Origin of the sequence: Microbacterium sp. NFH-22A-Y, assembly GCF_021401375.1 — a bacterium.
GTDB classification, from domain to species: Bacteria; Actinomycetota; Actinomycetes; order Actinomycetales; family Microbacteriaceae; genus Microbacterium; species Microbacterium hominis.
Map to the genome: position 1 here is coordinate 616168 of NZ_JACBGF010000001.1, position 18966 is coordinate 635133.

General features: G+C 72.5%; 20 protein-coding genes. 6 read left to right on the plus strand and 14 right to left on the minus strand.

All coding sequences use genetic code 11. The features are described 5' to 3' along the window. Nucleotides 1–102 precede the first annotated feature (102 nt). The 3 genes from L0965_RS02815 to L0965_RS02825 are packed head-to-tail and all read right to left on the minus strand — an operon-like array spanning nt 103 to nt 2917. Nucleotides 103–948: an HtaA domain-containing protein gene (locus tag L0965_RS02815; RefSeq protein ID WP_232783991.1), complete on the minus strand. Its 846-nt coding sequence runs from the start codon at nt 946–948 to the stop codon at nt 103–105. Next, entirely contained in the window at nt 945–1601 is a 657-nt protein-coding gene (locus tag L0965_RS02820) for a response regulator transcription factor (protein WP_101305575.1), read from the minus strand. The genes L0965_RS02815 and L0965_RS02820 overlap by 4 nt, the downstream gene beginning before the upstream one ends. Further along, nucleotides 1589–2917 (minus strand): sensor histidine kinase, encoded by a 1329-nt coding sequence (locus L0965_RS02825; protein WP_101305576.1) that lies wholly within the window; start codon nt 2915–2917, stop codon nt 1589–1591. Before L0965_RS02825 ends, L0965_RS02820 begins: the two co-directional genes overlap by 13 nt. Before the next feature lie 121 nt (nt 2918–3038). On the opposite strand from L0965_RS02825, the gene L0965_RS02830 reads away from it, so the two are divergent. Next, a complete protein-coding gene (locus tag L0965_RS02830) occupies nt 3039–3851 on the plus strand; it encodes a Cof-type HAD-IIB family hydrolase (RefSeq protein WP_101305577.1) in 813 nt (270 codons plus the stop codon). A gap of 29 nt (nt 3852–3880) precedes the next feature. Beyond that, the gene (locus tag L0965_RS02835; RefSeq protein ID WP_061781984.1) at nt 3881–4711 is read left to right on the plus strand and encodes an aldo/keto reductase; all 831 of its coding nucleotides are present in this window, start codon (nt 3881–3883) and stop codon (nt 4709–4711) included. Nucleotides 4712–4723: 12 nt separating this feature from the next. Here the strand turns inward: L0965_RS02835 and L0965_RS02840 are convergent, their stop codons facing one another. The 9 genes from L0965_RS02840 to L0965_RS02880 form a co-directional block, all read right to left on the minus strand. After that, entirely contained in the window at nt 4724–5416 is a 693-nt protein-coding gene (locus L0965_RS02840) for a Pr6Pr family membrane protein (RefSeq protein WP_060959068.1), read from the minus strand. A gap of 36 nt (nt 5417–5452) precedes the next feature. Beyond that, nucleotides 5453–6268, minus strand: a complete 816-nt coding sequence (locus tag L0965_RS02845) for a siderophore-interacting protein (protein ID WP_101305578.1) — start codon at nt 6266–6268, stop codon at nt 5453–5455. 9 nt (nt 6269–6277) lie between these two features. After that, on the minus strand, nt 6278–7045 hold the full coding sequence (locus tag L0965_RS02850) for an ABC transporter ATP-binding protein (protein WP_060959070.1): 768 nt from the start codon (nt 7043–7045) through the stop codon (nt 6278–6280). Continuing rightward, complete coding sequence (locus tag L0965_RS02855; RefSeq protein ID WP_101305579.1) at nt 7042–8094, minus strand: iron chelate uptake ABC transporter family permease subunit; 1053 nt, start codon at nt 8092–8094, stop codon at nt 7042–7044. Before L0965_RS02855 ends, L0965_RS02850 begins: the two co-directional genes overlap by 4 nt. Continuing rightward, nucleotides 8084–9109 carry an ABC transporter permease gene (locus tag L0965_RS02860; RefSeq protein ID WP_101305580.1) on the minus strand — a complete coding sequence of 342 codons (1026 nt, stop codon included), beginning with the start codon at nt 9107–9109 and terminating at the stop codon, nt 8084–8086. Before L0965_RS02860 ends, L0965_RS02855 begins: the two co-directional genes overlap by 11 nt. An 89-nt stretch (nt 9110–9198) precedes the next feature. After that, nucleotides 9199–10188 carry an ABC transporter substrate-binding protein gene (locus L0965_RS02865; RefSeq protein WP_101305581.1) on the minus strand — a complete coding sequence of 330 codons (990 nt, stop codon included), beginning with the start codon at nt 10186–10188 and terminating at the stop codon, nt 9199–9201. A 106-nt stretch (nt 10189–10294) separates the two neighbouring features. After that, nucleotides 10295–10513, minus strand: coding sequence for a hypothetical protein (locus tag L0965_RS02870; protein ID WP_101305582.1), 219 nt, complete (start codon nt 10511–10513; stop codon nt 10295–10297). A gap of 31 nt (nt 10514–10544) precedes the next feature. Further along, nucleotides 10545–11513 carry a DNA-3-methyladenine glycosylase gene (locus L0965_RS02875; RefSeq protein WP_101305583.1) on the minus strand — a complete coding sequence of 323 codons (969 nt, stop codon included), beginning with the start codon at nt 11511–11513 and terminating at the stop codon, nt 10545–10547. Nucleotides 11514–11577: 64 nt separating this feature from the next. Then, nucleotides 11578–12318, minus strand: coding sequence for a winged helix-turn-helix domain-containing protein (locus L0965_RS02880; RefSeq protein ID WP_101305584.1), 741 nt, complete (start codon nt 12316–12318; stop codon nt 11578–11580). Nucleotides 12319–12718: 400 nt separating this feature from the next. Here L0965_RS02880 and L0965_RS02885 point away from each other — a divergent pair, with 400 nt between their 5' ends. The 3 genes from L0965_RS02885 (at nt 12719) to L0965_RS02895 (ending at nt 14031) form a co-directional block, all read left to right on the plus strand. Beyond that, nucleotides 12719–13294, plus strand: coding sequence for a toxin (locus tag L0965_RS02885; RefSeq protein ID WP_060959374.1), 576 nt, complete (start codon nt 12719–12721; stop codon nt 13292–13294). A gap of 46 nt (nt 13295–13340) precedes the next feature. After that, nucleotides 13341–13655 (plus strand): GNAT family N-acetyltransferase, encoded by a 315-nt coding sequence (locus L0965_RS02890; RefSeq protein ID WP_060959375.1) that lies wholly within the window; start codon nt 13341–13343, stop codon nt 13653–13655. A 106-nt stretch (nt 13656–13761) separates the two neighbouring features. Beyond that, nucleotides 13762–14031, plus strand: a complete 270-nt coding sequence (locus L0965_RS02895; RefSeq protein WP_060959376.1) for a hypothetical protein — start codon at nt 13762–13764, stop codon at nt 14029–14031. 13 nt (nt 14032–14044) lie between these two features. Here L0965_RS02895 and L0965_RS02900 read toward each other — a convergent pair whose 3' ends face one another. Together L0965_RS02900 and L0965_RS02905 are read right to left on the minus strand one after the other, a co-directional pair. After that, nucleotides 14045–14890 carry an alpha/beta fold hydrolase gene (locus tag L0965_RS02900; protein ID WP_101305585.1) on the minus strand — a complete coding sequence of 282 codons (846 nt, stop codon included), beginning with the start codon at nt 14888–14890 and terminating at the stop codon, nt 14045–14047. A gap of 74 nt (nt 14891–14964) precedes the next feature. Beyond that, nucleotides 14965–17925: an immunoglobulin-like domain-containing protein gene (locus tag L0965_RS02905; protein ID WP_101305586.1), complete on the minus strand. Its 2961-nt coding sequence runs from the start codon at nt 17923–17925 to the stop codon at nt 14965–14967. Nucleotides 17926–18288: 363 nt separating this feature from the next. On the opposite strand from L0965_RS02905, the gene L0965_RS02910 reads away from it, so the two are divergent. Then, nucleotides 18289–18927, plus strand: a complete 639-nt coding sequence (locus L0965_RS02910) for a hypothetical protein (protein ID WP_060959379.1) — start codon at nt 18289–18291, stop codon at nt 18925–18927. Nucleotides 18928–18966: the final 39 nt, after the last annotated feature.

Here is an 18966-nt window from a genome sequence, read left to right on the forward strand (position 1 = left end):
CCGGCGATGACTTCACCGTATAACGGTTCGGTCACGGAGCCGAGGGAGCCCGACGAGTGCATACCGTTCGCATACCGTCCTGTCAGCTACGGCGGCGACGACTCACGAGCGCAGCGACGCGAAGCCGGCCGCGACGCTGATCGTGATGCGGTGCGGCGAGGCCGGATCGACGCGGAGTCGGTTCTCGACGTCGCCCGCCGACGCATCGGTGGACACCGCGTAGGTGTCGTCCGGCAGCACCAGCGCGAGGCGTCCCGCGCTCAGCTCCGCCGTCAGCGCGCGCGGCGCGGACCCCGTGAGACTGCCCTCCACGGAGCCGGCGCTGAGGGTGAAGTCGGCCGTCTGCACGCGGTCGAGGTCGATCACCAGCCGCCCCGCGGACACGTCCGCCTCCAGCGCGGACGCCCGACCCGACACGGTCATCGACCCGGCGCTCACCGTGAGGTCGAGCTCGCCGTACGTGCCCTGGGCGCGCAGCGCGCCGGCGCTCAAGGAGATGTCGGCGTCGAGCGCGCTGCGTTCGAGGGCGCGCGGGAGGGTCAGCACGGCCGTGTCGCTCTCGGCGAAGGGGCGGATGCCGCTCCACCACGCGCGCTGCGTCTCGACCACGAGGCTGCCTCCGTCCCGGCGCAGGCGCCAGTCGGAGGCCGCGCCGTCGACGTCGAGGGTGACCTCGTCGCCGCCGTAGACGATCGTGAGGTCGGCCGCGGCGACGTCGACGTCGAGCGAACGGATGCCGGCGGCATCCGCCGTCAGCGTGCCGCCGGCACCGCGCGTGGCGGAGCCGAGCGCACCGAGTGCGGCCGTGCCGAGCGCGCCGAGGATCAGCGCGCCGCCGAGGGCGATCGTCAGGATCGCGACGACTCGGGAGGCCGAGCGCGTGGTCGCGGGCGGCTGGGGCGGGGCCGGAGGGGACGGCGGGACGGGAGGCGGGGTGAGGGTGGTCATCGGGTGGTTCCGTTCTCCCAGTGGATGAGGGCGGCGAGCACGCGGCGGTTGCCGTGCTCGTCCTGCTCCAGATCGAGCTTCTGGAACAGGGAGGTGATGTGCTTCTCGACGCTCGCCTCGCTGACGAACAGCGTCTGGGCGATCGCCTGGTTGCTCTTGCCTTCGGCGATGAGCGCCAGCACGGTGCGCTCACGGTCGGTGAGGCGTTCCATGCGCACGTCGCGACCGCGACGGGTCAGCAGCTGGGCGACGACCTCCGGGTCGAGCACGGTCGCCCCGGCGCCGATCCTCTCGACCGCGTCGAGGAAGTCCGAGACGTCGGCGACGCGGTCCTTCAGCAGGTAGCCGAGCGAGCCCGACTGCTCGGTGATGAGCTCGCCGGCGTACCGCTCCTCGACGTACTGGCTGAGGACCAGCACCGCCAGGTCGGGGCGGGTGCGGCGCAGGTGCACCGCGGCGCGGATGCCCTCGTCGGTGAAGGTCGGGGGGAGGCGGACGTCGAGGATGCAGAGCTCGGGCGCGGTCGCCTCGACCGTGGCGACGAGGTCGCCGGCGTCGGGCAGGGCCGCGACGACCTCGTGTCCGGCGTCGTCGAGCAGTCGTACCAGCCCCTCGCGCAGCAGCGCGGAGTCCTCGCAGATCAGGATGCGCACGGGACGCTCACCTCCAGCGCCGTCGGGCCGCCGTGGGGACTGTCGAGCCGGCTCATGCCGCCGGCCGCGGCGATGCGGTGGGCGATGCCGTCCAGCCCGCCGCCGGGGAGCACCTGGGCTCCGCCGACGCCGTTGTCCTCGACGCGCGCCCAGAGCATCGGCGGCGCGCCGTCGACGCCGTCGCGTAGACGCACCGTGACACGCACCTCGCTGCCGCGCGAGTGCTTGGCCGCGTTGGTGAGCGACTCGGCGATCGCGAAGTAGACGGCCGCCTCGGCGGTGCGGCTGCAGCGGCCGGCCGCGGGGGCGGGGAGGCGCACGTCGAGGCTCACCGGCACGTGCGAACGCGCGGCGAGGGCGCTCAGCGCGGCATCCAGCCCGCGGTCGTCCAGCACCGACGCATGGATGCCGCGGGCCAGCTGGCGCAGCTCGGTGATGGCGGCCTTGGTCGAGGTGTGCGCCTCGTCGATCAGGGCTTTCGCAGTGGCCGGGTCGGAGTCGATCTTCTGCTGGGCCAGGCCCAGCGTCATCCCGACGGACACGAGCCGGGGCTGCACGCCGTCGTGGAGGTCGCGCTCGATGCGGGTGCGCTCGACCTCGCCGGCGCGAACGGCGCTCTCGCGTTGGGTGCCGGCCGTGCGGGCCTGTTCGAGGAGCACGGCCTCGCGGCTGGGCACGAGGACGGCGCGGGTGAGCACGCCGTGCAGGAGGGCGGCGCCGACCAGGAGGGCGAGGCCGGCGAGGATGCCGACGACGCCGACCAACACGGCCCACTCGCTTCCGATGTGCACATCGGTGCTCGGCACGCGCACGCTGTCGCCGCCGACCAGCGGGGTGAACAGCACGGCGACGCTGGAGGCGAGGGCGCCGACGATCGGCAGCACCACGAGACCGAGGATCGTGGAGATCGCCGCCGAGGCGATGCCGCGCCACATGGGTCCGTCGGTGAACTGACGCCACAGCGAACGCAGCCAGCCGCCGAACCCGGGACGGCCGCTGTGTCGGAGGGGGAGGGCGGGCAGGCCGAACGAGTAGAGCCCGTCGACGCGGGCGTACTCGAGCCAGGCGGTGGCCCACATCGCGTAGACGAAGGCGACGAGGAAGACCGCGCCGATGCCGAGGGCGGGCAGCAGGCCCAGCCCGAGGCTCAGCAGCAGGAGGAGGACGGTGAAGACGGCGGTGCCGGCGAGGCCCATCGCGGCGAGCTGCGCGATGGCGCCCAGGTGGGCGAGCAGGCCGATCCGACGCGTGGGCGTCGCCTCGGGCACGGTCGCCGGTGGCGCGGGAGGGGAGCCGGCATGATCGGTGTGGGGCATGACTCCACGCTAGGGCGCGGCCGACCGCGGGCGCAGGGGAGCGGTCCCCCGGTTCCGTTTCGGGTTATCCCCCGGTCGCGGCGCGCGACGCGCGGCGGGGCCGGTGGGAGAGGATGGAAGCGTGACCTCCGCCGACATCCGTCTCATCGCCGTCGACATGGACGGCACGCTGCTGCTGCCCGACGGCTCGGTGCCGGAGGGCCTGTGGCCCCTGCTCGAGCGCCTCCGCGATCGGGGCATCGCCTTCGCTCCCGCGAGCGGACGGCAGCTCGCGACGCTGCAGCGCACGTTCGCCGGTGTCGACGCGGAGCTCGACTACATCGCCGAGAACGGCGCGTACGTCGTCCGCGGCGACGTCGAGGTCAGCTCCGACGCCGTCGACCCGTCGGTCGCGGCCGAGGTCGTGGTGCGCGTGCGGTCGCTGGTCGCCTCCGGAGCCCTGCGGGCCGGGCTGGTGCTGTGCGGCAAGCGCTCGGCCTACGTCGAGGACACGGACGAGGCGTTCCTCGCCGAGGTGGACAAGTACTACGCGCGGCTGGAGGTCGTTCCCGACCTGCTCGAGGTCGATGATCAGATCCTCAAGCTGGCGATCTTCGACGTCGACGGCGGGGAACGGCACACGGCGCCCGCCTTCGCCGACCTCGCCGCGACCCATCAGGTGGTCGTCTCCGGTCAGCACTGGGTCGACATCATGAACCCGACCGTCAACAAGGGCGTCGCGCTGCGCGCGCTGCAGGACGCGTTGGGCGTGACGTCGGCGCAGACGGCCGCCTTCGGCGACTACCTGAACGATCTCGAGCTGCTGCGGGCCGCCGACTGGTCGTATGCGATGGCGGACGCGCATCCCGAGGTCGCCGCCGTCGCGCGCTTCCGCGCGCCGTCGAACGCGCAGGCCGGCGTGCTGACCGTGATCGCACGGCTGCTCGGCGACTGACGGTCCGCCGCGGGGCGTAGCGTGGGGTCATGGTCACGATCCCCACGGTCTCCCTGAACGACGGCACCGCCTTCCCGGAGCTCGGCTTCGGCACTTACACGCTGCGCGGCGACGACGGCGTCGCGGCGATCGAGGCGGCGATCGGAGCCGGCTACCGCCTGCTCGACTCGGCCGTGAACTACCAGAACGAGGTCGAGGTGGGCGAGGCCGTGCGCCGCAGCGGCATCCGCGACGAGCTCATCGTCACGACGAAGGTGCCGGGCCGCGAGCACGGCTACGAGGAGACCGTCCGCAGCGCGCACGGGTCGCTCGAGCGTCTCGGCCTCGACCGCATCGACCTCTACCTCATCCACTGGCCGAACCCCAGCGTCGATCGCTACGTCGAGACCTTCCGCGCGATGATCGACCTCCGCCGCGACGGGAAGGTCGGCTCGATCGGTGTGTCGAACTTCACCGCGGCGATGCTCACGCGGCTCATCGACGAGACGGGCGTGACGCCGGCCGTGAACCAGGTGGAGATGCACCCCTACTTCCCCCAGGACGCCCTCCGCGCCTTCCACGCCGCCCACGGCATCCGCACGGAGAGCTGGAGCCCCCTGGCGCGGCGCAGCGAGCTGCTGAGCGAGCAGGTCGTCGCCGACGTCGCGGCCGCGCACGGCGTGAGCCCGACCCAGGCCGTGCTGCGCTGGCACACGCAGCTCGGGTCGACGCCGATCCCCAAGTCCGCGACTCCGGCGCGGCAGGTGGAGAACGCCGATGTGTTCGACTTCACACTCACGGATGCCGAGATCCGCGCGATCAGCGGGCTCGAACGCGGCCGCCTGTGGGACGGCGACCCCGAGACCCACGAGGAGATGTAGGCGCGTCGTCGCTCAGCGGGCGGGCTCCGCCTCCGCGGCGGGCCCGACGCGCGCGAGCAGCCGGTCCAGCCCGAGGAAGAGATAGCCGACGGCGACGAGCGCGACCGTCAGGCCGACGATCCACACCGCGACGCCGCCCACGCCGTGCGTGGACACGTCCATGAACGGGTAGGGCACCGTCGTGCCGCCCGCGAAGCGGCCGCCGAGGGCGCTGTAGCCGAACGCGAACACGAGGTAGGCGTAGGGGATGAGCGCCCACAGCAGGGGGTCGTAGCCGCGCAGTCGCCCCTTGGGGACGAACAGGAGCCAGTCGACGATGACGAGGACGGGCGTGATGATGTGCACGAGGTTGTCGGTCAGGGTGAACGGCTGATAGGCGCCCGGCTGGGTGAACAGCGACGGGGCGAGCACGAAGAGGTAGATCAGCATCGTGACGGTGATCGCCTCCATGACCGCCGCCGCCCAGCGCGCGGAGGGCGTCGAGGCTCCGGTCCAGCCCTCGCGCTGCGCGTCGCGCAGCGTCACGACGGCCGACAGGATCATCCAGGCCAGGCACAGCACGTTGCTGAGCACCGTGTAGTACAGGAACGACGTCCAGGTCGGCGACGCGGTCCACAGTCCCGACACCCGCGCGATGCCGACGACGATGACGAGCGCCGCGACGGCGCGATACCCGAAGGCGAGGAGGCGGGAGCGCACGATCATGCGCCCATGTTAGGGGGCGGGGCGGCGGTCGACGGCTCAGTGGGGTGCGTGGTACTCGCTCTCGCCGCGCTTCCAGTAGCCCTTCACGACGATGCGGTCTGCGGGTAGGCCCCAGCGCTCGACGAGCAGCGCCCGCCCGGGGCGGACGATCCCCTGCTCGGCGGCGACGAAGCCGAAGACGTCGCCGGCCGGCCGATCGGCGGCCCCGAGCGCGTCGAGCCGGTGCGCGAGCGCGACGCCGGCGGCCGCGCCGCCGCGATGCACCTGCTCGACGATCACCCCGGGCGGCGCCGCGATCGGCAGCTCGTGCGCCTCGTCGGACGACTCGACGAGGATGCGCCCGACGGCGTCGGCGTCCATGAGGTGCGCGAAGCGGCGCATCGCGGGCACCGCCGTCTCGTCGCCGGCGAGGAGCCAGCCGTCGGGCCGGCCGGTGAGCACCATCGAACCGCGGGGGCCGCCCACGCCGATCGCGGCGCCCGGTTCCGCGTCGCGCGCCCACGCGGCGGCCACGCCGTTGTCGCCGCCGTCAGCACCGTTTTCCGCACCGTTTTCCGCACCGTGCAGCGCGAACTCGATGTCGAGCCATCCCTCCTCGGCATCCCACGCGAGGGGGGTGTACTCGCGGCTCGGCGCCGCCCGCAGCTCCTCGAGGGACGCCGGCGGCGCGTCGGGGAAGAAGAGGCGGAGGTGGTCGTCGGCGCCCGGGGAGTCGAATCCACGCAGGTCCGCGCCGGAGACGCGCACGCGCACGTAGGCGGGGGTCAGCCACTGACGCGCGGTCAGCTGCGCGCGGCGGAACCGCAGCTCCAGGGGGCGACGCTCGAGGCGGAAGGCGGGGGTGGCGGTCATGCGGGCTCCTCAGTGGACGGGCGGACGGTGGTAGACGGCGAATCGTCCCGTCGGGCCGTCGAGGACGGTGACGGGGGTGCGGAAGACGCGGCTGAGGACATCGTCCCGGATGATCTCGTCGGGGGTGCCGTGCACCACGATCGCGCCGTCGTCCATCGCGACGATGCGATCGCTGTAGGCGGCGGCGAAGTTGATGTCGTGCAGGACGATCACGATGGTCGTCCCGAGGGCGTCGGCGGCGTGTCGCAACTGCATCATCATCCGCACGGAGTGCTCGGCGTCGAGGTTGTTGAGCGGTTCGTCCAGCAGCACGTAGCGCGTGTCCTGCGCGAGCACCATGGCGACGTACGCGCGCTGGCGCTGGCCTCCGGAGAGCTGATCGAGGAACCGCTGCTCGAGCGGGGCGAGATCGAGGAGGTCGATCGCCTCGGAGATCTTCTCCTCGTCGCCGGCGGTCAGCCGGCCGCCGCTGTGCGGGAACCTCCCGAATCCGACGAGCTGGCGCACGGTCAGCCGCGTGACGAAATGGTTCTCCTGCCGCAGGATCGACACGATGCGCGCGACCTCTCTCGACGCCGTGCGGTGCACGTCGACGCCGCCGATCGTGATCGTCCCCGTGTCGGGCGTCGAGAGGCGGCCCATCATCGTGAGCAGCGTGGACTTGCCCGCGCCGTTGGGCCCGACGAGGGAGATGATCCCGCCCGCGGGCAGTTCGAGCGAGACGGGGCCGATGCGGGTGGCTCCGTAGTCCTTCACGACACCGTCCAGACGGATCACAGGCGCCCCTTCCGGAAGACGACGAGCAGGAACAGGATGCCGCCGATGAGCTCGACGACGATGGTCACGCTGTCCACGAGCGAGAAGACGTGGCGCAGCAGGAAGTAGGCGCCGGTCAGGATGACGTAGCCGACCAGCCACGCGGGCGGCAGCACCCGGCGGTGCTCGTGGGTGTCGGCGACGGCGTAGGCCAGCGTCGCCGAGAGGAAGCCGAGGAACGTCATGGGCCCGACCAGCGACGTGCTCATCGCCATCAGCACCGCCACCAGGGTGAGCATGAGCATCACCTGGCGCCGGTGGCGGATGCCCAGACCCGTGCTGATGTCGCCGCCGAGCGCGAGCACGTCGAGCCGCCGGGACAGCAGGAGCACCGCCCCTCCGGCGACGGCGCAGATCGGGACCACGAGCCACAGCAGCCCCGTGTCCGCGTTGCCGATGCTGCCGAACAGGCGTGCGCGCAGCACGTCGAAGGTGCTGGGATCGAGCAGCTGCTGCAGGAAGGTCGACAGCGAGCTCATGGCCGTGCCGAGGACGATGCCCACGAGCAGCATGACGTGCAGGTTGCCGAAGCGTCCCGACAGCAGCCACGAGTACAGCAGCACGGCGAACAGCACCATCGCCGCCGACTGCAGCACGAAGCGCCAGGTCGGGGACAGGCCCGACACCGACGTGGTCCCGAACACGAAGACGACGGCGGTCTGGATGAGCACGTACATCGACTCGAACCCCATGATCGAGGGGGTGAGGATGCGGTTGTTCGTCACCGTCTGGAACGCGACGGTGGCGTGGGCCTGGCAGAACGTCACGAGGGCGATCACGACGACGGTCGTGGTCCGCATCGACGTCACCCGCCACCAACGATCGCTGAACGGCTCGAACCGGTTGTCCCACGTCAGCAGCAGCACCGTGAGCGCGAGGGCGACGGCGACGAGGGCGGCGGTCCGCAGGTGCGCGCGCGAGCGCCGCGCGGCGCTCGCGTAGGCGCCGACGGCGCGGGGCGCGGCGGGGGCGGATGCGGTGGCACGGCCGGTGGCGCGGTCAGCGAGCATCGGTCCTCCGGGTGCGCAGCAGCATCCCGATGAACACCACCGGCCCGATCACGCCGAGCACGAGGGAGACGGGCATCTCGAAGGGCATGATGACGATGCGACCGATGATGTCGCACACCGTCACCACCCAGATTCCCGCGAGGAACACCCACGGCAGGTTCTCGCGGAGGTCGTCGCCGCGGATCATCGAGACCAGGTTCGGCACGATGAGGCCGAGGAAGGGGAGCATCCCGATCACGACGGTGACGACGCCGGTCGTGATGGCGACGAGCCCGACGCCGATGAGCACCACGCGCTCGTAGTGCAGCCCGACGTTCGTGGCCACCTCCTTGCCGAGCCCGGCGACGGTGAAGCGGTCGGCCGTGAACGCGACGACCGCGGCGACGGCGACGACGATCCACAGCAGCTCGTAGCGACCGGCCTCGACGCCGGTGAAGCGGCCCAGGAACCATCCGCCGAGCATCTGCAGCAGCCCCGCGCGGATGGCGATGAACGCCGTGACGGCGCTGATCACGGCGCCGAACATGATGCCGACGATGGGGACGATGAGGGAGGACTTCAGCGACACGCGCCGCAGGAACGCGAAGAAGACGAGGGTGCCCACGAACGCGCACGCGATCGCGGCGAGCATCTTCGCCACCACTCCGGCCGACGGCGCCAGCACCGCGGCGAGCAGGAGTCCGAGGCCGGCCCACTCCGTCGTGCCGACGGTGGTCGGCTCGACGAAGCGGTTCTGGGTCATGAGCTGCATGACGAGTCCCGCCATCGCCATGCTCGCCCCGGCCAGCATGAGCGACGCGGTGCGCGGGACGCGGGTGATCCACAGGAAGTCGGCGCCGGCGGGGTCGGTGATGTCGGCGACGCCGACGAAGAGGGAGACGCCCAGCAGCACCGCCGTGGCGGCGACGCCCGCGGCGAGGGTCACGGCGCGCCGGCGCCGGATCCGCGCGGGTGCTCGCCGGGTGGCGAGCGCGTCGACGTTCGTCACGCGACGCAGGGCGGTGGGATCGGGCATGGGAGGCGGCTCCGAGCGTTGGCCGCCGCCACGGCCTCCCGGCCCGCCGTGCGGGATGCCGGGGGTCGCGGCGGCGACCGGTGGGGGCGTCAGCGGCTCTCGAAGAGCGTCGTGAGGCCGTTGAGGACCGAGATGTAGGCGAAGACGTCCTCGGTCAGGTAGTAGTCGGACGGGAGGACGTAGATCGCGCGATCCTTCACCGCGGCGACGTTCGCCAGCGCGGTCGAGCCCGTGATGAGATCGAGCGCCGGGGTGACCTCCCCGTCGCCGACGGCGGCGTCGCGGTCCAGCACGAGGAACACGTCGGCGTCGGCGGCGGCCAGCGCCTCGAGCGAGAGGGTGTCGCCCTTGTCGGTCTGCGTGCCCGCGGCATCCAGGGCGGGCGTCAGCCCGAGCAGGCTGAAGAAGATGCTCGCGCCGCGCCCGTCCGTCGGATTGGAGTAGTTGATCTCGCCGCCCGTCGTGATCAGGCCCATCACCGTCGTGGCCGGGTCGTAGGCGGCCGTGGCGGCGGCGACGGCGTCGTGGAACTGCGCGATCAGCGCGGCGGCCTCGTTCTTGCGGTCGAAGATCTCGCCCATGAGCGTGACGCTCTTCACGAGGTACTCGTCGGCCGACATCCCGGCGGGGGTGTCGGTGTCGACGATCGCCGCGTCGGGGGCCGCGTCGCGGACGCCCTTCGCGGTCTCCTCGCCTCCGAAGCGGTAGCCCGTGATGACGAGGTCGGGGTCGGCCGCGACGATCTGCTCGTAGTCCGGCTCGCCGTGCGTGCCGATGTTGAGGATGTCCTCGTCGTCCTTCAGCGGGTTGTTCGGGCTCATGAGATCGCGCGGCGCGACCGTGATCGGCAGATCCCAGTCGGCGGCGAGCTGGAAGAGGCGGTTGTCGGTGATCGCGACGCTGTTCGCGCTCTCGATCGTGACCTCGTTGCCGCCGAGGTCGGTGACCGTCACGGGGTAGTAGTCGGCGGCGGCCGCGGCGGACGACGCGGGCGCGGTGGAGGTGCCGGCGCAGGCGGACAGGACGAGCAGGGATGCCAGGGCCAGCGGCACGGCGGCCGCGAAACGGCGCAGGGTCATAGGGAACTCCTCGGTTGCGGTGTGACGCGACCGTCGTCGCGAGATAGGTTAGGCATACCTAATCTCTACTATGCCGGATGGGCGTCGACACCGCCAAAGGAGGGGGTCAGAGCTGCGCGCCGTCGTCCCAGGGATCGTCCAGCCGCGGGGTGCGACCGCGCCACGACTCGTAGGCGAGGAGCCAGCCGATGGAGACGATGACGGCCAGCAGCAGTCCCAGCCAGACGTTCTGCAGGATCAGCCCGAACACCACGCCGGCCGCCAGCAGAACGAGCGTGCCGACCAGCCATCCGATGCGACCGCGCGGCCAGCCTCTGTGCGTCATGCCGTCAGCCTAGGAGATCGCCGTCACCGCGTCACCGCGCGCGATGGTCCTCCGGCGCGAGGCGCGGACCCCGCCGCGGCTCGAACCGGCCGCTGAGCCCGAGCAGGCGGATGACCCGCTGCCGGTGCCCGCGCCAGGGCTCGAGCAGCTCCAGCATCCCGTCGTCGTCGACGCGGCGTCCCGTCAACGCGTAACCGACCTGGTGGGCGAGGTGATAGTCGCCGACGCTGACGGCATCCGCGTCGCCGAAGGCGCGGATGCGCGCCTCCGCGCTCGTCCACGGACCGATCCCGCGCAGAGCGGTGAGAGGTGCATGGGCGGATGCCGCATCCGTCGCGACCCGCTCGATCGACGCGCGCCGGGCGGCGGCCTCGACGATCGTCCGCGACTGCGCCGGCTCGAGCCCCGCGCGATGCCAGGTCCAGCTGGGGATGCGATGCCAGTCGGCGGGCGGGGCGAACATCGGCAGTGGCGTGGGACCGGGCGCGCGCTCGCCGCACCAGGTCAGGATCATCCGCCAGGCGCCGAAGGCCTGCAGGCCCGTGACCTTCTGCTCGAAGATCGCGCTGACGAGCGCGTCGAAGACGAGATCGGTGCGGCCGAGGCGCAGGTCGTCGTGCCGGCGGTGGGTCTCGGCGACGACCGGATGGTGGTGCGCCTCGAAGCCGGCGGGGTCGTCATCGGCGCCGCACAGTGCCGGCACCTGCGCGAGCGCCCACGCGGCTCCCGGTCCCCACGCGGCGGCACGCACGCGGGTGCGTTCGATGCGCAGCGCGAGCGTCGCGACGCCCTCGGGCGTGCGGGTCGCGCGCCAGATGACCCCCTGGTGCTCTCGCTGCGACGGATCGTGCGCGCCGCGCTGCTGGTGCCGGATCGCTCGCGCCGCATCGATCGGCAGGCGCGGGCGGTACTCGGTCTCGACGGGGCGCGGCGAGGCGGGTCGCGGGTCACGGGTGCGCGCCGGTGCCGTGCGCGCCGGCATCCTCTCCCGCGTCGTCATGCGCACACCCTACGTCACCACCTCCGACACCGCGGGCGGTCGGACGCGCCGGACGCGCCGTGGCTCAGAAGCGGTCGGGCGAGGGGGTGCCGTGGCCGTAGCGGATGACGACGTCGGCGTGGCGGTCGAAGCGGTAGCCGATGCCGCGGACGGTTCGCACGATGTCCTCGTAGCGGCCGAGCTTGGAGCGCAGCCGTCGCACGTGCACGTCGATGGTGCGCTCGCCGGGGGCCTCCTCGGCGTCGGCGTGGCTCCACAGCGACGAGACGAGCTCGGCCCGCTCGATCGTGCGCCCCTCGCGCAGCACGAGGTACTGCAGCAGCTCGAACTCCTTGAACGTCAGCTGCGCCGCCTCGCCCTCGATGTGCACGCGCCGACGCGAGATGTCGATCGTGACGCCGCCGGGGACGTGGTCGTCCTCCGGCTCCTCCTGCTTGGTGCGCGCGACGGCGCTGGGCTCGTGCAGGGCGAGGCGGACGACGTCGACGTCACGGCCGCCCGCGCCGGCCGGGGCCAGGGCGACGGTCGCGTACGTCTCGGCGTGCGGGGCGAGCTCGCCGAGCGTGCGCCGCAGGGCCTCGACGAGCGTCGACAGCGACACGCCGGCGGCAGCGGCCTTCGCCTCGTCGATGCCGACGTACAGCGCGAACCCGCGCGGAGCGGTGCCGGCGGGAACGCTGCCGGTCGCCGGTGCGGCCGTCGCCGGAGCGGCAGGAGCGGGAGCGGCAGGGCGGGCGGCGACGTCGGGGACGGCGCGGAGGTGACGGACGGGGGCGGGCGAGGCGAGGAGAGCGGAGTTCGACACGGGAGATGTCCTTCGGAGGCGGAACCCGGGCGGAGGGCCGAGAAGCGGGTTCGAGTGTGTGTTGCGAGGGGCCCGGAGGAAGATGTCGCATCGGATCCGATGCGAGGGCCTGTGCGAGACAGCCGGCATCCGCGTTGTGCGCGGTGCGGTGCTCGGGGGGTGGCGCCGGCTGAGGGTGTGGGTCAGCGTCGGCGGGCGCACCCGGCGGGGTTCACCGTCAGTGGCACATTCGGCAACACATGGCAACGCGCGGCATCATGATGCCGGCATGTCCGTTCGCCTCCAGGGCGGACAGAGTGCGTGCGTTGTCAGTCATGCGCCTGATTATGACGAACGGTGTCCGGATGTGTCAAACCGCACGGATGCCGCCGCCGCAAGATGACGGAATATGACAGAGTGCATGATCGTGCGCGCGTCCCCTCCCCATCGCATCCGTGTCGTCGGCACCTCGGGGTCGGGCAAGTCCCGGCTCGCGGAGGTCGTGGCCGCGCGGATGGGGCTCGCCCGACTCGAGCTCGACGCGGTGTTCTGGGACGAGGGGTGGACGTACCGCGACCTCGACGAGGCCCAGGACCGCGTGCGGGCGTTCCTCGCGGCGCACCCGGAGGGGTGGGTCGCGGACGGCAACTGGAACTCGCGCCTGGGCGACCTGATGGAGCCCGGCACCCCGGGCGGCGCCGACGCCGTGGTCTGGGTGGACCACTCGCGGCCGGTCGTGATGGCGCGGGTGATCCGGCGCACGCTGCGCCGCGGCATCCTTCGCGAAGAGCTCTGGCACGGCAACCGCGAGCGCCCGCGGACCTGGCTGAAGTGGGCGCCGGAGGACAACATCATCCGCTGGGCGTGGACCACCCATCCGACGATGACCCGGCGGATGGAGGCGCGCATCGCGGCGGGCGATCCCGTCGTCCGGCTGCGCGGGCAGCGCGAGGTCGACGCGTGGGTGCGCTCGCTGCCGGAGGCTCCGCGGCGATAGCGACGCACCCGGCCCCCGTCACGGCGGCGCGGCGTAGCGTAGAGGCATGACCGGAGAGACACGCGACGACCTGTCCTTCACGAACGAGGCGGAGCAGTCGCGGTACGTCCTGCGCGACGGCGAGCAGATCGTGAGCGTGCTCGACTACCGCGACGACGGCCGCACGGTCGCGATGACGCGGGCGTACACCGTCCCGACCTTCCGCGGCCACGGCTACGCCGGCGAGGTCGTCGCCCGCGCCGTCGCCGAGGTCGCCGCCCGCGGCGATCGCGCGATCAGCCCGGTCTGCTGGTACGTCTCCGACTGGTTCGACGCTCACCCCGAGCACCGGTCCCTGCTCGCCGAGCGCCGCGCCGGCTGAGGGCCTACTGCGGGCCCGACCGCGCCGTCAAGGCCCTGGCCCGCCGGCCGCGCGGGCGGCACAGTGATCTCAGCCACGACGTGGGCTCGGCGAGGAGGAGGACACCATGGTCGACGACCGTGACGGACGGCCCGAGGGTGCGAGCGGCCCGCAGGGCGCCACGCAGGACGAGCCCGCGCTCGCGATGCACGACGCGACGGAGGGGGAGCGGCTCGACGGGCTGGTCGCGCAACTGCGCGCCGACGTGCTCGGCGAGAACGTCGCGACGGTGGAGAAGGCGGTCCGCGGACGCATCGCGGAGACCGGGCTCACCGTGGACGAGGACGTCGTCGCGCGTCTGATCGCGGAGCTGTCCGCCGCCGACACCGCCGGCTGAATCGTCGCGGAGCTCAGTCCTGCGACAGCCAGCGTCGCAGCTCGGATGCCGCCGGCTCGGCCGTGCGGATGAGCGTCTCGTGGCGATGTCCCTCGATCACGAACGGGCGCGCATCGGGGATCGCGGCGACGACCTCGTCGAACCACGGTGCCGGCACGACGACGTCGAACTCCCCGCGCACGACGAGGGTGGGCGCGGCGATCCGGGGGAACGCGTGCTCCGGGCGGTGTGCGAGCATCGCCCGCATCTTGCGTCGCAGGTGCGGCCCGGCCCGCACGTACTCGCGCGCACCGAGGAGCAGCACCTTGGGGCTCTCGCCCCAGAGATCCCGCCCGAGGCGCCACAGCTGGCGCAGGGCCCGCCGGTGGTGGCGGTCGACGGTCGGCGCGACGAGGACGAGCCTGCCCACGGTCTCCGGGTGACGGGCGGCGACCTCGGTGGCCACCTGCGTCCCCATGGAGTGGCCCAGCAGGACCACCGGACCGCGGTCGAGGTGTCGCAGGTAGGCCGCGACGAGATCCGCCATGCGTTCCATCGTGGGCGTGCGCGGCGGCTCGGGGGCGTCGCCGTAGCCCGGCAGGTCGACGGCCACGACGAGCGCATGGTCCTGCAGGTGCAGCACGAGGTCGCCGAACACCTTCCGTCCCATCCCGATCCCGTGGATCAGCACGACCGTCAGCTCGGCCTGCGGGTCGCCGCGGCGCTCCGCGATCAGGCTCGCCCCGGCATCGGCGAACACCTCGATGCGGCCGTCGTCGGTGGGCACCCCGGTGATCTCGTCGATCGCGCGGTCCACGGCATCCACGACCGCGTCGACGGCGTCGGCCGGTGTTTCGGGGGCGGCATCGTCCAGAGGCATGCCTCGAGCGTATGACGACGGGGGCCCGTTCCCGACAGAACGGACCCCCGTCGTCGACGGACGATGCGGCGGCGTCAGCCGCAGCTGCGGGCGGCGTAGGCCACGGTGAGCGGGGACACGGCCCCGCCCTGCGTCACCGTCGCCGACAGCTGACCGGCCGGCATCGTCGTCAGACGCGTCGTGAACGCGTACGAGGACGTCGCGCCCGCGGCCAGCGTGATGTTGCGGGACCCGTACGGGGTCACGACCGTGACCGTCGCGTCGCCGCCGCGCTCGTTCGCGGTCGTGACGACGAGCGTCGCCTTGCCCAGGACGCAGCGGGCCGTGGTGGTCACCGCGACGTGGGCCGCGGCCGTCACCGTGACGGTGGCCTCCACCGGCATGCGGGAGTCGTCCTGCGCGACGCCGCGCACCGTGAAGGTGCCCGGCTGGGCGTACGACGACGGGGCGACCGCGTCCCACACGACGTCGACGGTGCGCTGGGCGCCGCTGAGCGTGGTCAGCGTGGCCTGCGGCAGCGTCGGGGCGGTGCCCGCCGTGGTGGACAGGTCCATCGCCGCGACCGAGGCGACCGCGATGTCGGGGGCGTACGCCTCCAGCACCTTCTGGTACTCGGCGCGGGTGATCGGCAGGACGGTGCCGTGACGGGGCTTGCCGCCGTCGGCGTTCTGCGGCAGACCCTGCCGCAGCTTCGCGCCGAGCGGCTGCCAGGTGCCCCCGTCGAGGTCGGTCGTGCCGAACGGGACGTAGTGGTTCGGTCCGCCGTGGTAGTTCGGCTGGTCGATGAACAGATACCAGTCCAGCCCGTTCACGTCGCCCTCGTTGGCGGGGAAGACGTTCGGCCCCTCGCCGCTGGAGTACACGCCGCCCGGCTCGCCGTTGGACAGGCCCGTGGCGACGCGCTCCTGGACGAGCGTCCACTGGTCCGCGGCTCCCGAGGTGCCCGGCAGCGAGCCCGTGACGGTCGCCAGCAGGTTCGTCGACTTCTCCTCGCGGATCGTCATGCTCGCCTCGTCCTTGGTGAAGCGGTAGTAGACGTCGCCGACCTTGGCCACGGTGGAGTCGATCGTGCCGAGACCCGTGCCGCGACGCACGTCGATCCAGGGCTTCGCCTCCGAGAAGGTGACGAAGTCGTCGGTCGTGGCGTACATCATGCGGTTGTAGGTGACGGCGGTGCGGTCGGCGGCGTTCGCGGTCGGGTAGAGGTTCGAGGCCCAATAGACCACGAAGGTGTCGAGCTCCTCGTCCCAGTAGGCCTCGGGCGCCCAGGTGTTGCCGGCGAAGTCGCTGGAGACCTTCACGTGGCGCTGCGCCGACCAGGTGACGAGGTCGGTCGACTCCCACACCTCGATGTAGCGCGAGCCGGAGATCTGCGCCGTCGTGAAGCCGCCGGCCAGCCCGTCGATCTTGAGGTCGGTGGCGATCATGTAGAACTTGTCGCCGCCGGGCGCCCGCAGGATGAACGGATCGCGCAGGCCCTGCGTGCCCACCGTCGAGGAGAACACGGGCTGCCCGCCGTTGAGCGTGTTCCAGCTCAGCGCGTCGTTGCCCTTGGATGCCGCGATGCTGACCCGCTCCGCGCCCTGACCCTCGCCGGTGAAGAACGTCCAGAAATAGGCCTCGGTCGTGGCCGAGCCGCCCGGCATCGGCTGCACGCGGGCCGTGAAGGTGCGGCTGGCCGTGGCGTCGCCGCTGCGGGCGACGGCCGTGAGCTCGACGGTGGCCGCGGCGGATCCCGCGGCCGGTCGGGCGACCACGACGGTGCGCGCGTCGGCGCGCACGCCGTCGCGGAGCGAGGCCGAGGCGGCGCCGGAGCTGACGGTCCAGGTGATCGTCGAGCCCTGCGCGCCGAGCGTCGGCACCGAGAAGTTGGTGCGCACGTCGTCGAGGCCGCTCACCTGCACGGCCGCGATGTCCTGCGACACCCGCTGCTGGTCGGTCAGCTCCTGCGGCACGGTCACGGAGTAGGTCTGCGTGCGCGTCGTCGTGCCCACCGTGAAGGTCGCGGTGAGGGTCACGTGCGCGTCGCCCGCGCCCCCCGCGGGCCGGCGCACGGTCGCGGATCCCCCGGAGACGGAGATCGCCGCGGCATCCGACTGCCACGCGACGGCGACGCCGGCGCTCGTCGTCGGGAGGGTGAAGTCGGCCGTCGCCGTGGTGGGGACGGTCACCCCCGCGACGGCGCGGTCGAGGGCCTGGCCCGCGTAGAGGCTCTGGACGTCGGCATCCGACATCGCCTGGGAGTACACGGCGAAGTCGTCGACCAGACCGCTCCAGTTGGTGTCGTTGTACGTCGAGCGGCCGAGGCTCGCCGTCAGCGTGGCGCCGAACGAGGCGACGTCGCGCGCGATGGCGTTCTGGGTGATGCGCGACCCGTTGACGTACACGCGCAGCTGTCCGCTCGTGCCGTCGATCACGGTGGTGTACAGGCTCAGCCCCGCCGGCGTGCGGGCGCCCGCGGTCGCGGCGCCGGTCGCGCCCGCGCCGACCTCCGTGCTCCACGGCGACCCGGCGTTGGTCGCGTTGGTGATGACGGACTTGACGTAGCCGGAGGGGTTGCTGGGGTTGAGCAGCCAGTAGCCGGAGGAGTACGACGCGCCGGAGGCGACCGGTGCCCCGATGAAGGCGGCGGCCGTGTTCGCGGCGCCGGTGCGGGGGGAGAGCCACGTCGAGATGGTGAGGTCCTTCTTGCCCACGAGCGCGGCGGTGGGGATCTCGAGGTAGGCCGCCGTCGCGCGGGCGCCGCCGGGCAGCGACAGCGCGCCGTCGGCGACCGTGGCGCCGGTGAGGCGGATCGTGGCGTCGTTCCCGTTGCCGCTCGCGTCGGCGACGGTCGTGCCGGCGGCCGCGTCGAACGAGTAGTGGATGATCGGCTGCGCCGCGGCATCCGCTTGGGCGGCCGTGGGAACCGTCGCTCCGGCGACCGCGAGGGCGACGGCGGTCAGGACGGCGCCGGCGCGGATCGGCGGCCGGGCGGCGGCGGGACGGTTCGGGACTCCGGGGAGGCGGAATCGGGCTCTCGGGCGCGTCGTCATGCGCGGGTACCTCGCTGTTCTCGGTCGCGGCGACGAGCCGGTGGTCCGATCCCGCGACGGCTGCGTCGCGGGGGCGGGAGGGCGCCATCGCTCAGGGGGTCGACCGCCGATGGACGGTCGTGGGTGTTAGCGGAAACAATCCGACGCGGCTCACGGTAGGGCGGCGGCCGCGGGCGTGTCAAGGCACCCGACCGCGGGAAGGCGGGGCGTGGTCGGGGCCGTCGGTCGCGCCGCGACGGCGTTATCAAAGCGTTACTGTTTCCGCTAACCGTTATCGCTAACATTTCTCGGAGTCGAGGCCCACCGTCGGGCCGACAGCATCCGGCGCGGCGCAGAGGCCGCTCTGAGAACGGGAGTCAAGCAATGAAGAAGAACGTCGTGCTCGCGCGCACCGCCGCCGGTGTCGTCGGAGGGCTGCTGCTGATCGGCGGCGCCGGAGCCGCCTTCGCCGCCGAAGACAACGCGGTGGGCAACCAGGAGGTCGGCGTCGACGTGCAGATCGACGCGGTGGGCGCCCTCACGCTGAGCGTCGCATCGGGCTCGACCTCGCTGACCGAGGTTCCGTCGGGCGACGCCGGCATCCGCCAGTTCAACGGCGCCCTGCCCGACGTCACGGTCACCGACGACCGTCAGAGCGTGCCGGAGGGCGTGTTCTGGTACGTCACGGGCCAGTCCAGCGCACTGACGGACGGCACGAACAGCATCGACGCCGGTCACCTCGGCTGGGCGCCGAAGCTGATCACCGACACCGGTGACGGCGAAGTGGGCGAGGGCGCTCAGGTGAACACGGTCCTCGACGCCCCCACGCCCAACGTGCCGGCCGACAACGTCGGACTCGTCGGCAACGAGCTGCTCGCGCTGAGCCTCGACTCGCAGAGCGCCGCGAGCGTCGGCAGCTGGACGGCCGGCGCCGACCTCTTCCTGAAGGTCCCGAGCACGGTCACCCCCGGCGCCTACGCGGGCACGATCACCCTCACGCTCTGGGAAGACCAGGTGGACTGACACCCCTCACCCCCGCTCCACCCCGTTCACCCCCAGGAG